At 55.2% G+C, this 15387-nt stretch carries 10 protein-coding genes; 6 read left to right on the plus strand and 4 right to left on the minus strand.

The window, feature by feature from the left end:
• The first annotated feature begins 283 nt into the window (after positions 1-283).
• Both ppc and EL29_RS17495 read left to right on the plus strand, forming a co-directional pair.
• Positions 284-2932, plus strand: a complete 2649-nt coding sequence (gene ppc / locus EL29_RS17490) for a phosphoenolpyruvate carboxylase (protein ID WP_028715913.1) — start codon at positions 284-286, stop codon at positions 2930-2932.
• Between the two features lie 362 nt (positions 2933-3294).
• The gene (locus EL29_RS17495) at positions 3295-4929 is read left to right on the plus strand and encodes a methyl-accepting chemotaxis protein (protein WP_019105410.1); all 1635 of its coding nucleotides are present in this window, start codon (positions 3295-3297) and stop codon (positions 4927-4929) included.
• A gap of 93 nt (positions 4930-5022) precedes the next feature.
• On the opposite strand, the gene metF is transcribed toward EL29_RS17495, so the two are convergent.
• The 3 genes from metF to metB form a co-directional block, all read right to left on the minus strand.
• Positions 5023-5919 (minus strand): methylenetetrahydrofolate reductase, encoded by an 897-nt coding sequence (gene metF / locus EL29_RS17500; protein WP_019105409.1) that lies wholly within the window; start codon positions 5917-5919, stop codon positions 5023-5025.
• A gap of 208 nt (positions 5920-6127) precedes the next feature.
• Positions 6128-8563, minus strand: coding sequence for a bifunctional aspartate kinase/homoserine dehydrogenase II (gene metL / locus EL29_RS17505; RefSeq protein WP_015699320.1), 2436 nt, complete (start codon positions 8561-8563; stop codon positions 6128-6130).
• A gap of 2 nt (positions 8564-8565) precedes the next feature.
• The gene (gene metB / locus EL29_RS17510; protein ID WP_013027686.1) at positions 8566-9726 is read right to left on the minus strand and encodes a cystathionine gamma-synthase; all 1161 of its coding nucleotides are present in this window, start codon (positions 9724-9726) and stop codon (positions 8566-8568) included.
• Positions 9727-9997: 271 nt separating this feature from the next.
• Between metB and metJ the strand changes: the two genes are divergently transcribed.
• Positions 9998-10315 carry a met regulon transcriptional regulator MetJ gene (gene metJ, locus EL29_RS17515; protein ID WP_013027687.1) on the plus strand — a complete coding sequence of 106 codons (318 nt, stop codon included), beginning with the start codon at positions 9998-10000 and terminating at the stop codon, positions 10313-10315.
• A gap of 72 nt (positions 10316-10387) precedes the next feature.
• Here metJ and rpmE read toward each other — a convergent pair whose 3' ends face one another.
• Entirely contained in the window at positions 10388-10603 is a 216-nt protein-coding gene (rpmE, locus tag EL29_RS17520; protein ID WP_006121308.1) for a 50S ribosomal protein L31, read from the minus strand.
• A 225-nt stretch (positions 10604-10828) separates the two neighbouring features.
• Here rpmE and priA point away from each other — a divergent pair, with 225 nt between their 5' ends.
• The 3 genes from priA (at position 10829) to ftsN (ending at position 15327) form a co-directional block, all read left to right on the plus strand.
• On the plus strand, positions 10829-13024 hold the full coding sequence (gene priA / locus EL29_RS17525) for a primosomal protein N' (RefSeq protein ID WP_019105407.1): 2196 nt from the start codon (positions 10829-10831) through the stop codon (positions 13022-13024).
• Positions 13025-13188: 164 nt separating this feature from the next.
• On the plus strand, positions 13189-14226 hold the full coding sequence (gene cytR, locus EL29_RS17530; RefSeq protein WP_019105406.1) for a DNA-binding transcriptional regulator CytR: 1038 nt from the start codon (positions 13189-13191) through the stop codon (positions 14224-14226).
• A 153-nt stretch (positions 14227-14379) separates the two neighbouring features.
• Positions 14380-15327 carry a cell division protein FtsN gene (gene ftsN / locus EL29_RS17535; RefSeq protein WP_019105405.1) on the plus strand — a complete coding sequence of 316 codons (948 nt, stop codon included), beginning with the start codon at positions 14380-14382 and terminating at the stop codon, positions 15325-15327.
• Positions 15328-15387: the final 60 nt, after the last annotated feature.

A 15387-nucleotide genomic window follows, 5' to 3' on the forward strand; every position in this document is an offset into this window, starting at 1 on the left:
ATAAGAATAACTTATCCCGCTTCTCCCCTATCAAATTCCATGAATTTCCAGCAGTTAGCTGCATGTTTCCTTCACTTTAAGTCAATTGACGAACGGATGATTACGTGGCTAGATAAAAGACGATGTTATACCTACGGGGCAATCATCCCACTTTATTCAGCTTGCGACAGGCAGCAACTGAAGAACCTCGGGCAGTACCGAGAGGACAACGTTGCTGGCTTTTGTGCTGCCTGAAAAGACCGGGTATAGAGGTTTATCAAGACGATAAGGGTGTCAGGGTCACATGAACGAACAATATTCCGCAATGCGAAGTAATGTCAGTATGCTCGGCAAACTGCTCGGGGATACGATTAAGGATGCGCTGGGAGAGAACATCCTGGACCAGGTGGAAACCATCCGTAAGCTGTCTAAATCATCCCGTGCTGGCAATGACACGCATCGTAAGGCGTTGCTGAATACGCTGCAGAACCTGTCAAATGACGAGTTGTTGCCCGTCGCACGTGCTTTCAGTCAGTTCCTGAACCTCACTAACGTGGCTGAGCAGTATCAAACCATTTCCCGCAGCGGCGATGGCGCGAATCATCCCGAGTTGTTAAAAAAGACCTTCGAAACGCTCAAACAAAACAATCTTAGTGAAAGTGCTATTCACGCGGCGATTGAATCCCTTTCGCTGGAACTGGTGTTGACCGCCCATCCCACAGAAATTACGCGTCGTACGCTGATTCATAAACTGGGCGAAGTTAACAGCTGTCTTGAACAGCTCGATCACAGCGATATTTCTGACTACGAGCGTAACCAGATTATGCGCCGCCTGCGCCAACTGGTCGCTCAGGCCTGGCATACGGATGAGATCCGTAAATACCGTCCTACGCCCGTGGATGAAGCCAAATGGGGCTTTGCCGTCGTTGAAAACAGCCTGTGGGAAGGCGTACCTGCGTTTCTGCGTGAGCTGAATGAACAGGTAGAAGAGACGTTTGGCATTAAGCTGCCGGTCGATTTCGTTCCGGTGCAGTTTACCTCCTGGATGGGCGGTGACCGTGACGGCAACCCCAATGTCACGGCCTCCATCACCCGCCACGTCATGCAGCTCAGCCGCTGGAAAGCCACCGACCTGTTCCTGCGTGACATTGGCGTACTGATTTCAGAACTGTCGATGTCTGAATGCAGCCAGGAAGTGGCCGATCTCAGTGGCGATCCTGAAGCGCTCGAACCTTATCGCGTGATTTTGAAGCGTCTGCGCAGCCAGCTAATGAGCACGCAGGCTTATCTGGAACGTCGCCTCAAAGGCGAACGTTTACCACGTCCGGCTGACCTACTGGTCTCTAACGCTCAGCTTTGGGACCCGCTGTATGCGATCTATCAATCCCTGCAGCAGTGTGGCATGAGCATCATTGCCAACGGCCAACTGCTGGATACGCTGCGCCGCGTCAAATGCTTCGGCGTGCCGCTGGTCCGCATTGATGTTCGTCAGGAAAGCACCCGTCACACCGAAGCCATTGCAGAGATTACCCGCTACCTTGGGCTGGGCGATTATGAGAGCTGGTCAGAAGCCGACAAGCAAGCGTTCCTCATCCGCGAGCTGAACTCTAAGCGCCCTTTACTGCCGCGCAGCTGGGAACCGAGCGATGAAACCCGCGAAGTGCTGGAAACCTGCAAAGTGGTAGCGGAAGCGCCTCAGGGCTCTATCGCCGCCTATGTGATTTCGATGGCAAAAACGCCGTCGGATGTGCTGGCCGTCCACCTGTTACTGAAAGAAGCCGGTATACCTTTTGCGATGCCGGTTGCACCGCTGTTTGAAACGCTTGATGACCTCAACAATGCCAACGATGTGATGAGCAAGTTGCTCAACATTGACTGGTATCGCGGCTTTATTCAGGGCAAACAGATGGTCATGATTGGCTATTCCGACTCGGCGAAAGATGCCGGCGTCATGGCGGCCAGTTGGGCGCAGTATCAGGCGCAGGATGCGCTGATTAAAACCTGCGAAAAAGCCGGAGTGTCACTGACCTTGTTCCACGGACGTGGCGGTACTATCGGTCGCGGCGGCGCGCCGGCACATGCTGCGCTGCTGTCTCAGCCGCCAGGCAGCCTGAAGGGCGGCCTGCGCGTTACCGAGCAGGGCGAAATGATCCGCTTTAAATACGGTTTACCGGAAGTGACTATCGCCAGCCTGTCGCTCTATACCGGTGCGATACTGGAAGCTAACCTGATGCCACCGCCGGAACCTAGACCGGAATGGCGCAGTATTATGAATCAGCTTTCTGCGGATTCCTGTGCCATGTACCGGGGCTACGTGCGCGAAAACGCCGACTTTGTGCCCTACTTCCGTTCAGCCACCCCAGAGCAGGAACTGGGCAAGCTGCCACTGGGTTCACGCCCGGCCAAACGCCGTCCTACCGGCGGTGTGGAATCCCTGCGCGCCATTCCCTGGATCTTCGCCTGGACCCAAAACCGTCTGATGCTCCCGGCATGGCTGGGTGCAGGTGCGGCGCTGCAGCAGGCGATGCTGGCAGGCCATCAGGATCAGCTCGAAGCGATGTGTCGCGACTGGCCGTTTTTCTCAACCCGCCTCGGTATGCTGGAGATGGTGTTCTCTAAAGCAGACCTGTGGCTGGCGGAATATTACGACCAACGGCTAGTGGATAAATCCTTGTGGCCATTAGGTCAACAGCTGCGTGACCAGCTGGATGCCGATATCAAAGCCGTGCTGACCATCGCCAACGATTCACACCTGATGGCGGATCAGCCGTGGATTGCCGAATCCATTGCCCTGCGCAACGTGTATACCGATCCCCTGAACGTACTGCAGGCTGAACTGCTTCACCGTTCACGTGCTCAAGAAGCTCGCGGTGACGAACCGGATGCGCGCGTCGAACAGGCGCTGATGGTGACGATTGCCGGTGTCGCTGCTGGCATGCGTAACACGGGTTAAGTCCATTCTCGTCAGGACGGTCCGCTCAGCCTGTGCGGCCGTCCTTAACCCACCCTCGCTCGGGTGAGTTTGCCCGTCTCAAATACGCACCCTCTGATGATTGCCTGCTGTTTTATCTAATGTTTTACCCCTTCACCTACAGCGTCCTTGAGACCATTTCATCTGGTCAAGTGCATTACCTTAGAAATTATTACAGTTTGATTACAGTTAGCCTATAAACCTTATGCCTTTGTGGTCGTTACTCTTTATACGGGTCAAAAAACACCCGGATTGTTCGATAAAAAGCCACACACTGATTCACAAACCACACTGACAGAAGGCAGTGAGGCCTTCGTGCTTATCATTAACATCAGGGTAACAGTATGAATAACATCAGAATAGGAATACGGCTCGTGGCGGCTTTTGGCTTCATGGGCATGCTTGTCATTTTCATGGTCCTGATCGGTATTACCAAAACACGTTCTCTGGCCGACGCTAACAGTGAGATCGCCGGGGGCCTTTACGCCAAGGCATCCGAATCGGCCATGCTGTCATTTTATGCGCAAGATATGAGTCGTCTGGCGCGCATTGCCGTACTCCAGCCGGATCCGGCAAAAACAGAAAAAGCGCTTAACAGCTATCAGCAGGTCAGAAGCCAGGCCGACAGCCTGATGCAGGTGCTGGATAAAGAGGTTGCCTCCGTCACTGGCAGACAACTTTTTTCCAACATCCAGTCTCACGCGGCGCTTTTTCTGCCGCTAATGGATAAGGTCGTTGCACTTGCTCAGCAAGGTAAAAAAGAGGAGGCCGACCAGCTGTTACAGGCCTCGGGAGACAACATTCAAACGGGCTATATAGCCTCCCTTCAGGCATTAAAAGATCACCAGGAAGCGCGGATGCAGGTTGCAGAGCAAACTTCCCATAGCGATCGAACCAATGCGTTGCGTTTACTGGCGGGCGCCGGTGCCGTTGCGCTATTTCTGGCGGGATTGTCTGCCTGGCTTATTACGCGCAGCATCACCCGGCCCCTTAATCAGGCCCTGATTGCCGCACAGCGCGTGGCAAAAGGTGACCTCAGCGAGCCTGTGCAGGTCACTCACACCGATGAAACCGGCAAACTGCTGGTGGCAATCCGGGAGATGCAGGAGGCACTGGTTCAAACGGTCAGCCTGGTGAGATCCAATGCGGAAAGCGTCGCCTCTGCCAGTAGTCAGATAGCGCAGGGAAATGCCGACCTGTCACAGAGAACCGAAGAGCAGGCCAGCGCGCTGGAGCAGACGGCAGCCACCATGACGCAGCTTGGCATGACGGTGAAAAATAACGCCAGCAATGCGCAGCAGGCCAGTCAGCTTGCGGTCAATGTGCGTAATGTCGCCAACGAAGGCAATGATGCCACGGCAGCGATTACCAGCACGATGCGCACCATTAAAGACAGCTCAGGGAAAATCGCCGACATCACCGCCGTCATTGACAGTATTGCCTTCCAGACCAATATTCTCGCGCTGAACGCAGCAGTAGAAGCCGCGCGCGCGGGCGAACACGGTAAAGGTTTTGCGGTGGTTGCCAGCGAGGTCAGAACCCTGGCGCAACGTAGCAGCACGGCCGCAGGTGAAATTCGCCAGTTAATTGACGCCAACGCCCGCAGCGTGGGGCAAGGTGACGAACTGGTTGCACATGCCACCGCGACGATGCAGAGCATCGTCACGGCTGTGGGTCACCTGAGTGATACCGTTGAGGAAATTACCTCAGCCAGCGCCGAGCAGGCCAGAGGCGTAGAACAGGTGGGCATCGCGGTAACCGAGATGGACAGCGCCACACAGCAAAACGCCGCATTAGTGGAAGAATCCGCCTCGGCCGCGAACAGCCTCCGGGAACAGGCACGACAGCTGCTGCAGGCGGTCTCAGTCTTTCGCTTTAATAACACGACACAGCAGGTGGATAGCGTACCGACGCTCAAAAACCCCTCGCGAGTGAAACCGGCTCAACCCTTGACCCATGAAGGCTGGACACATTTTTAATGCGTGGCACATCAGGCTGCTGTCAGCCCTGTATATGCAATGGATGAGACATTCAGAACCGACGCGGACACGTCGGTTTTTTTATGGCCATCTTCAGGCGGCAATTCCCGGACGCACACCTAAGGTATGACAAATGGCATAGCTCATTTCTGCCCGGTTCAGAGTATAGAAATGGAAATCCTTTACGCCCTCACGCGACAGGATTTTCACCATGTCCATGGCGATGTTCGCCCCCACCATTTTGCGCGTTTCAGGATCCTCATCCAGCCCTGCAAACATGGCATTCATCCAGCCCGGAACGCGTACATTGGTCAGGGCGGCAAAACGCTGCAGCTGTTTGAAATTCGATACCGGCAAAATGCCCGGCACGATCTCAACATCAATGCCGGTGGAAACGCAGCGATCACGAAAACGCAGATAGCTTTCAACATCAAAGAAGAACTGGGTAATGGCACGGTTAGCGCCAGCATCAATTTTACGTTTCAGGTTAATCAGGTCAGCCTGGGCACTTTTTGCTTCGGGGTGGACTTCCGGATAGGCCGCGACGGAGATATCGAAGTCACCGACCTCTTTAAGCAGCGAAACGAGATCGCTGCCGTACATTTCCGGCTTACCGCTATTGGGTGGCAGATCGCCACGCAGCGCCACGATATGGCGAATACCGTTATTCCAGTAATCCTGTGCAATGGCTTGCAGCTCATCCCGGGTAGCGTCAATACAGGTCAGATGCGGCGCAGCTTCGAGCCCCGTACGTTCCTTAATGCCTTTAATGATGCTGTGTGTGCGGTCACGCTCACCCGAGTTCGCCCCGTAGGTTACAGAGACAAAACTGGGCTTCAGGCTGCTCAGACGATGGATGGAGTTCCACAGCGTTTCTTCCATTTCACTGGTGCGCGGCGGGAAAAACTCAAAAGAGACATTAATTCGCCCGTTTAGCTCTGCCAGGCTCTGATTGAGCGCCTCGCGCTGATTGGCATGAAAGAAACTCATCCTGCTACCTCCGCCCACATCGGTTATCTGTTAACCTGTAAACATCTATACGTTTAGACGTCCAGACACTCAAAGTGAACCATTTTCCCACAAGCGTCAACTGATAAATCATCCCAGGAAGTGACAAATATTGAGTCGATGTGAAAGGGCTTTTTATATGAGGATGTTAGGGCAGGACAGGCGCCGAAGCGCCTGGAGAAAAGCAACGTCAGAGGAGTCGGGCAAGGCGATTAATATCAGACTGGATAGCGCCGGCGGTAACGTCCCGGCCTGCACCAGGTCCGCGGATCACCAGCGGATTATCGCGATACCAACGGCTGTCGATGGCAAACACGTTGTCACAAGGCAGTAAAGCGGCCAGAGGATGCTCCGGACGTACCGCTTCGACGCCAACACGTGCTTTGCCGTTAGCATCGAAGCGCGCAACATAGCGCAGCACCAGCCCCATCTCCTGCGCGGCTTCAAGCCGTTGCAGCATCTGCTCATTAAGCTCGTCGCCATTCTCGAAAAAGTGATCTATTGATTCATCTTCGCAGCTCTGCGGCACCAGCGACTCGACGCGCACCTGATCCGGCTCGATGTTATAGCCTGCTTCACGTGCCAGAATCACCAGTTTGCGCATCACGTCCTGACCCGACAGATCGACGCGAGGATCCGGTTCCGTCAATCCCTGCTGCCAAGCCTGATCCACCAGTTCGGTAAAGGGCACCGTGCCATCAAATTGCAGAAACAGCCAGGACAGCGTTCCGGAGAAAATACCGCTGATCGACAAAATCGTGTCACCGCTTTCCCGTAAATCGCGCACCGTATGGTTTATCGGCAGACCTGCGCCCACGGTGGCGTTATACAACCAGTGGCGGCCGGTTTTTTCAAAGGCATCCCGAATCTCGCGCCAGGTTTGCGTATCCGATGCTCCCGCCACTTTATTGGCGCTGATGACATGAAACCCATGGCTGGCAAAATCCAGATATTGCTGTGCCAGCGGCTTACTGGCCGTCACATCCAGCACAACCAGATCATCGTAAGGGTGCGCGCGCATCCACAGAAACAGCGACTCTTCATCGCGCGCTTCCGCTTCATCGTCAAAGAATGCCAGTGCGCGACTGGCGTCCAGACCTTCATAGCTCAGCAGGCTGCGCTGGCTGTCCACCACGCCCGCTAGCACAAACTCGAAACCAGTGCGCGCCGACAACGTTTCCTGCTCGCGGGCAAACAACTCCAGCCAGCGAGAACCGATGTTGCCCTTGCCAAACAACATCAGGCCAATGCGCTTTTCTGCCCGAAACAGGGAACTGTGCAACCCCTGAATGAGATGCTGAGTAGGGCCAACGCGCAGCACCGCAACCACGCTAATGTGCTCTGGCGACTGGCTGATAAATTCGACCGGCTGATCTTTTAGCTGCTGCCAGAAACGGTGCGTGTGCAACGGGTTGCGCGTGACGCCAGCGCCAACCAGCGCGACCAGCGCTAAACCTTCACGTAACTGCAAATGTCCAGGTAAGCCGGCGTCCTGCAATAAAGTAAAGGCACTGTTCACCACTTCAGAGGTGTAGCACAGTTGCAGCAGCTGACGATCGGGATGAATGCCCATCGCCAGCGGACGCATCTGCGCGCGCGTCAGCAGCTGATCGATCTCTTTTTGAAACAGCGTAAAATCGTGCTGCTCAGGAAGTTGGATCTCTACCAGGCACACGTCGTCGTGGCTGGTGACGATGCGGGCGCCCGTACCGGACGCGAGGACGCGCTCGATACGGGTAGAGCCCTGTTCCGGCTGATAGCTGCAGCGTAACTGCAAATCAATATCGCTGCCCGAGACCGGCTGTAAGGTGCGGGTATGCAGTACCGGGGCTGCCAGACGCGCCAGCTCACTGGCCTCATCCAGGCGCAGCAAGGGCAGCAGACAGGCATCAGAGACTTTGCGGGGATCGGCACTGTAAACGCCCGCCACATCGCTCCAGATCGTCACACGTCCCACACCTGCCAGCGCACCAATCTGCGTGGCAGAGTAGTCAGAACCGTTACGCCCCAGCAGTACCGTTTCGCCCGCGTCATTGCCGCAGATAAAGCCGGTTACCACGATGCGTTTATGCGGATGCTGGGCCAGCAGCGTTTGTAACAATGGCCAGGATTTGCCTTCATCTACCTGCGGCTGGGCGGCCCGTTCCGCGCGCAGAAAATCGCGTGCATCCAGCCAGCAGGCATGAAGATCCTGCTGGTTCAGCACCGCTGACATTAAACGTGCAGACCAGATCTCACCATGGCCCACCACTTCCGCATAGACCGCTTCTGTGACGTCACCATCCAGTAACGCCGCCAGTTTTTCGAGGTCGCGAATAAAGGCAGTAATTAAGGGTTCGGCTATTTCGGCAGGTAACAGTGCACTGATGAGCTCACTCTGATAGCGACGTAATGTCTGCTGCACCTGATGTGCGGACAGTCGGTCGCTCTGGCTCAGCTTCAGCCAGCTAATCAGCTGATTGGTCGTCGAGCCCGCGGCCGATACGACCATCATGTCACCTGGCTGGCTGTAATCCGCCATAATGCTGGCGACACGCTGGTAGCAGCGTGCATCTGCAAGGCTGCTGCCACCAAACTTGTGGAGCTGTCTGTTGTTTGGCGTTCCTGCGCCAGCTGAACTCGTCATCATCAATCCTCGGCTGCGATCCGGAATGCATTATCCAAATCGGCAATTAAATCTTCGTGGTCTTCAATACCTACTGAAATACGTAGCAATGTTTCAGAGATGCCTGCTGCGGCCCGGGCCTCTGCAGACATACCTGCATGGGTCATGGTCGCCGTGTGTGAAATCAAGCTTTCAACGCCGCCCAACGATTCCGCCAACGTGAACAACTCAAGCGCTTTGAGGAAACGGCGCAACCGGGCTTCATCGCCGTCCAGCTCAAAACTGAGCATGGCACCGAATCCACGCTGCTGGCGTGCAGCGAATTCATGTCCCGCGTTTTCCGGCAGTGAAGGATGATACAACGTTTTCACCAGCGGCTGTTGCTTGAGATAATCAACAATGGCTAACGCATTACGTTGCGCAGCGGCCATACGTGGGCCCAGCGTGCGCATTCCGCGCAGCAGCAGATAGCTGTCAAAAGCGGAGCCGGTGACCCCAATATTATTGGCCCACCAGGCTAAATCGGTCGCCGCCTGCGGATCTTTAGCAATCACGGCACCGGCTACCACGTCAGAGTGGCCATTCAGGTATTTGGTACAGGAGTGAATGACCAGATCCGCACCCAGTGCCAGAGGATTTTGCAGTGCCGGACTCATAAAGGTGTTGTCCACGACGCTCACGGCGCCCGCCGCACGCGCCGCTGCGCAAATGGCGGCGATATCCACCACGCGCAATAGCGGGTTACTGGGGCTTTCAACCAGCACCAGTTTAGGCTTCTCATCCAGTGCCGCCTGCAGCGCAGCTTTATCACCCTGATCGACAAACTTCACCCGGTAAGCGCCCCGCTTACTCAGACTGTCGAACAGCCGATAGCTGCCGCCATAACAGTCGTGCGGCGCAACCAGCAGATCGCCAGGCTTCAGGAACACGGTTGTCACCAGATGAATCGCGGACATGCCGGTATTGGTCAGCACCGCTCCCGCTCCGCCTTCCAGCTCTGCCAGGGCACGCTGCACCACATCACGCGTGGGGTTACCACGACGGGAATAGTCATGCGCACGGGGCTCATTGAAATCATGGAAGTTATAGGTGCTGGAAAGGTGGATGGGCGGGACAACGCAGCCGTATTGCTCGTCGTCATTCAAACCGCTGCGCACTGCGATGGTTGCCTGTTTACGCGTCATAGGGCTAACTGTTCCTGAAGTATGAAATAATTTGCCAACAGGATATCATCTTGCTTTTAGACGTCAATACATCTGGACATCCAAATGTCTTTGCGTATAGATTGAGCATCGTCGCAATAACCGCTAAAATTATGCGCCCATACCTGGCGTTCAACTCCATTAGCACTGTGCGTTGAACGAAGAAACCCGCCAGAGAAGGGGTCAGGTAGAAGAAAATCAGGCATAATCGGCTGATTTCGTAACTTTTAACTTTTATTGATTAAGGTATCCCATGGCTGAATGGAACGGCGAATATATCAGCCCGTACGCTGAGCACGGCAAAAAGAGCGAACAGGTTAAAAAAATCACGGTATCAATTCCGTTAAGCGTGCTGAAAATTCTGACAGACGAACGGACACGTCGTCAGGTTAACAACCTGCGCCACGCGACAAACAGTGAACTCCTGTGCGAAGCCTTCTTGCATGCTTTTACCGGACAACCGTTACCTAATGATGTCGACCTGCGTAAAGAACGTAACGACGAAATACCGGAAGCCGCGAAAAAAATTATGCGTGACATGGGCATCGACCCGGATACCTGGGAATACTGATTTTCAGACATAAAAAAACCCAGCCTGAGCTGGGTTTTTCTTGCCGCCGAACAGATGTTCGAATGCCGTTTCTTATTTTTTGGTGCCTGGCACGCTGAAACGCTTGTTGAAGCGGTCAACGCGGCCACCAGTTGCAACTTCACGCTGCTTACCGGTGTAGAACGGGTGGCACTTACCACAAACGTCCAGGTTCAGTTCGTGAGTCAGCGTAGAGCGAGTGTGAATCACGTTACCGCAAGTACAGTTGATGGTAACTGCTTCGTATTTTGGGTGAATACCTTGTTTCATGGGAAACCTCATATAAGGCCGTGTCGCTCTCCGCGCCAGGACGTGAACCTGCGCAGCACCACACGCGATTGAACATTAATGGTGAACTCCGGCAAGGTCTTTCTTACCGAAGGCGGCATATTATACAGGCTAATGTTTAATGCTGCAAATGTCGCCTGAGGTACACGCCGTGTGCGTCAGCGTGTACACTAACCGCCCTGCTAGATGAACCGGAAAGAGACTGTTATGCCCGTTGTTCAGGTTGCCCTGCCCGTTCCCCTTCCTCGCCTGTTTGACTACCTGCCTCCTGTCGGCGTGCAGCCGGTCATTGGCGGTCGGGTGATCGTGCCTTTTGGTAACCGAAAAATGACCGGTATCGTGGTGGCATTACCTGACACCAGCGACCTGCCCGCGACCCAGCTCAAACAGGTGATATCGGTACTGGACAGCGAGTCGCTCTTTCCCCCGTCTCTGTGGCGCATTCTCCACTGGGCGGCGAACTACTATCATTCACCTCTCGGCGAGGTACTGAGCCATGCGCTACCGGTGCTGCTCAGACAAGGTAAACCTGCCCAGGATAATCCCTTATGGCGTTGGGAAATTACCGAGCAGGGCCGGGCTACTGCCCCCGAGAGCCTGAAGCGGGCCCCCAAACAGCAGCAAGGGCTTGCAACGCTGCGACAGCGGCCGCTTTATCGTCATGAAGTCACTGAGCACGATCTCACCGATGCCGCCATGCAGGCGCTGCGTGCCAAAGGGTTATGCGAATTACATGAGCATCAGCCACACAGGCATGACTGGCGCAGCAGCTTCGCGGTCAAAGGTGAACGCTTGCGCCTCAATACCGATCAGGCGACGGCAGTCGGGGCGATGCGCAGTGAAGATGAGCATTATGCGGCCTGGCTACTGGCGGGAATTACCGGATCAGGCAAGACTGAAGTTTATCTCAGCGTGCTGGAAAACGTCCTGGCCAGAGGAAAACAGGCCCTGGTGCTGGTGCCCGAAATCGGCCTGACGCCACAAACCATTGCCCGTTTCCGCGAACGTTTTGATGCGCCGGTTGATGTGCTGCACTCAGCGCTGAATGACAGCGAACGCCTTTCTGTCTGGCTACGGGCGCGCAGAGGAGAGAATGCCATCATCATCGGCACTCGCTCGGCCCTGTTTACCCCTATGGCGCGTCCGGGCGTCATTATTATCGACGAAGAGCACGACAGTTCTTATAAGCAGCAGGAAGGCTGGCGCTATCAGGCTCGCGATCTGGCCGTGTTTCGCGCCCATGAAGAGAATATTCCTGTCATCATGGGTTCCGCGACACCGGCGCTGGAAAGCCTGCACAACGTGCGTAACGGCAAATACCGTCAGCTCGACCTGATGAAACGCGCCGGTAACGCTAAACCCGCTCTGCAGCAGCTAATCGATTTGAAAGGCGTACAGCTGACAGGCGGCCTGGCGCCTGCCCTGATCTTCAAAATGCGCCAGCATCTGAAAGCAGATAACCAGGTGTTGCTGTTCCTGAACCGCCGTGGTTTTTCACCTGCGCTGCTCTGCCACGACTGCGGCTGGATTGCCGAATGCCAGCGCTGCGATCGCTATTACACTCTGCATCAACATCATCGTCAGTTGCGCTGCCACCATTGTGACAGCCAGCGACCGCTGCCCAACCAGTGTCCACAATGTGGTTCAACTCACCTGTTACCGGTGGGCGTAGGGACGGAACAGCTTGAACAGCAACTGGGCACGTTATTTCCCGGTGTGCCGGTCTCGCGCATCGACCGGGATACCACCAGCCGCAAAGGCGCGCTGGAGCAGCATCTGGCGGATGTCCATCGCGGCGGCGCGCGTATTCTTGTGGGAACCCAGATGCTGGCAAAAGGGCATCATTTTCCTGATGTGACGCTGGTGTCACTGTTGGACGTCGACGGTGCCTTGTTTTCCGCTGACTTCCGTGCCGCAGAACGCTTCGCTCAGCTTTATACTCAGGTTGCCGGCCGCGCCGGTCGGGCCGGTAAGCAAGGCGAAGTCTTGCTGCAAACACACCATCCTGAGCATCCGCTTCTGCAGACGCTGCTCCACCAGGGCTACTTCGCTTTTGCCCAGCAAACGCTGTTGGAGCGCCAGTCGGTTTTTCTCCCTCCGTGGACACATCATGCGCTGTTTCGTGCGGAGGACATGGACAACCATCAGGCTGCAGAATTTCTGCAACAGCTGCGTAATATGCTGGAAGCCAGCCCGCTTAACGACACGGCAATGTGGTTCATGGGGCCACTGCCTGCTCTGCAGCCAAAGCGGAGCGGTCGCTGGCGCTGGCAGTTGCTGGTGCAGCATCCGTCACGCAAACGTCTGCAACAGCTGCTGAGTAGTTCGTTACCGCTGACTGGCACTTTACCGGCCTCGCGCAAGGTAAAGTGGACGCTGGACGTGGATCCTACCGAAAGCTAGGCCCGGGCAGGTTGTGAGAGGGATCGAAAAACGTCGCATAAGTCACAATTTTTATGCAAATTAAGTAACGGCCCGGCATCGCAATCGATAACAATGGTGCCTGGCCTGTTTTTACCTCAGACAATACGAACGTTGAATGCGCGATTACGCATCAGGAGCATGTGTTGGATCAGAATCAACCGTCGGCTGCCGCCACGATGAAAGACGTCGCAGAAAAAGCCGGCGTCTCGACCGCTACCGTGTCGCGTGCACTCATGAACCCGGAAAAAGTCTCTTCGGCCACGCGTCAGAAAGTCGAACAGGCCGTGGCTGACGTCGGCTATGCCGCCCAGAGCATGTCCCGCCATGCCAGACGCAATGACACGCAGACGCTGCTGCTGATCGTCCCCAATATTTGCGATCCCTTCTTCAGTGAAATTATCCGCGGCGTTGAAGTCGCCGCCTCAAAGGCTGGTTATCTGGTGCTTATCGGCGACTGCGCACACCAAAAACCGCAGGAGTGGACGTTTTTAAACCTGATGCTGACCCGGCAGATCGATGGCATCGTGCTGCTGGGCGCGCAGTTACCCTTTGATGTGAGTCCTGAAGAGCAGCGCAATCTTCCGCCGATGGTGATGGCGATTGAGTTCTCGCCAGAAATGTCGTTGCCCACCGTCAATATCGATAACCTGACGGCCTCGTTTGTCGCGGTCAATCACCTGCTGCAGTTGGGTCATAAACGCATTGCCTGCCTGACCGGACCGGAGGACGTTGCACTGTGCCAGTACCGCCTTCAGGGTTATGTGCAGGCCTTACGTCGCAGCGGCATCAGCGTGGATCCCACTTATATCGTTCGGGGTGACTTCACCTTTGAATCCGGCGTTGATGCCATAAATCAGCTATTGGCTTTACCACAGCCGCCACGAGCCCTGTTTTGTCATAGCGATATCATGGCCATCGGCGCTATCAGCCAGGCAAAACGATTGGGCCTGCGCATACCGGAAGACCTGTCGGTTGTGGGGTTCGACGATATTGAACTCTCGCGTTACTGCGAGCCGCCGCTCACCACGGTGAAACAGCCCTGTTTTGAGATAGGTTGCGAAGCCGTGCGGCTGTTACTGAATGAATTACAGGGTAATAGCATTCATAACGGTTCAACGCTGCTGGATGCCGAACTGGTGGTACGTGGTAGCACAACTTTGGCAAAAAAGGATGAGAAATAAGCGAAAAGTTCCGCTATTTTCAGGGGATTCTTAGGGCTATCATTGCTGGTCAAAGTTCCGGCCCTTAAGTAACATGGCGGGCTCCTTGCCGGGCGTGTGGTAACAACGGATTCGCCTACGTGGCATCATATTTTCAAGGGTATCAGGACGAGAGTGGCACAAAAAGATTATGTAGGCCGCGGGCGTTCAACAGGGACGCGTCGCAAGAAAAGCCCAAGCCGTGGCAAAAAAACAAAAAGCGGTTCAGGCACCTCTAAATTAATGATTGTACTGGCGGTTGCTGTATTGGTGACCTTTGCCGGTGGTTTATGGTTCCTGGCGCACCACAAGAAAGAAGACGTGCCGGTTATTACGGATCATAAAGCCAACGGGAATGGCTTACCGCCAAAGCCTGAAGAACGCTGGAAATACATTAAAGAGCTGGAAAACCGTCAGGTCACTGTGCCGACCCCAAGCGAGCCTACCTCCGGTGGCGAAGTGCAGTCACATACGCAACTGACCGATGAGCAACGCCAGCTGCTTGAGCAAATGCAGGCGGATATGCGTCAGCAACCCACCCAATTAAATGAAGTGCCGTGGAACGAGCAGACGCCAGCTCAACGCCAGCAAACGCTGCAGCATCAGCAGCAGGTACAGCAACTTCAGCGACAGCAACAGCTCCAGCAACAGCAACAGCAATTGCAGTCGCAGCAACGTCAGCAGCAGGCACAGCAGCAGCAACGTCAGCAACAAATACAGCAGCAGCGTCAGGAGCAACATACTCAGCAACAGCAGAGTGTGCAGCAGACACAACCCGCGCCTGTTACGCGTGAACCTACTGCTCAGCCTAAAACACAGGACACCGCCAAAGCGAAACCGGCTGAAAAAGCAGCCTCGCAACGCTGGATGGTTCAGTGTGGCTCGTTTAAGGGAACAGAGCAGGCTGAATCGGTGCGCGCCGCGCTGGCGTTTGAAGGGTTTGAAAGCCGTCTGACCTCCGGCGGCGGATGGAATCGTGTCGTGGTAGGGCCCTTCAAAGACCGCGCCAGCGCAGACAGCACGCTGAAACGTCTGCGCGCTTCAGGACATTCCGGCTGCATTCCGCTCGCCGTTGGGGGTTGAAACCCGTCAAATCTGCCCCATATCTGTCTGCATGATCCTCCGCGCCCTGGGCGCGGAGCT

Source organism: Pantoea ananatis LMG 2665, assembly GCF_000710035.2.
Taxonomy (GTDB): domain Bacteria; phylum Pseudomonadota; class Gammaproteobacteria; order Enterobacterales; family Enterobacteriaceae; genus Pantoea; species Pantoea ananatis.

What these genes read in the sequence shown, in the direction of transcription:
- ppc (WP_028715913.1), top strand. Translation starts at nt 284, where the DNA reads ATGAACGAACAATATTCCGCAATGCGAAGTAATGTCAGTATGCTCGGC.
- EL29_RS17495 (WP_019105410.1), top strand. Translation starts at nt 3,295, where the DNA reads ATGAATAACATCAGAATAGGAATACGGCTCGTGGCGGCTTTTGGCTTC.
- metF (WP_019105409.1), bottom strand. Translation starts at nt 5,919, where the DNA reads ATGAGTTTCTTTCATGCCAATCAGCGCGAGGCGCTCAATCAGAGCCTG.
- metL (WP_015699320.1), bottom strand. Translation starts at nt 8,563, where the DNA reads ATGACGAGTTCAGCTGGCGCAGGAACGCCAAACAACAGACAGCTCCAC.
- metB (WP_013027686.1), bottom strand. Translation starts at nt 9,726, where the DNA reads ATGACGCGTAAACAGGCAACCATCGCAGTGCGCAGCGGTTTGAATGAC.
- metJ (WP_013027687.1), top strand. Translation starts at nt 9,998, where the DNA reads ATGGCTGAATGGAACGGCGAATATATCAGCCCGTACGCTGAGCACGGC.
- rpmE (WP_006121308.1), bottom strand. Translation starts at nt 10,603, where the DNA reads ATGAAACAAGGTATTCACCCAAAATACGAAGCAGTTACCATCAACTGT.
- priA (WP_019105407.1), top strand. Translation starts at nt 10,829, where the DNA reads ATGCCCGTTGTTCAGGTTGCCCTGCCCGTTCCCCTTCCTCGCCTGTTT.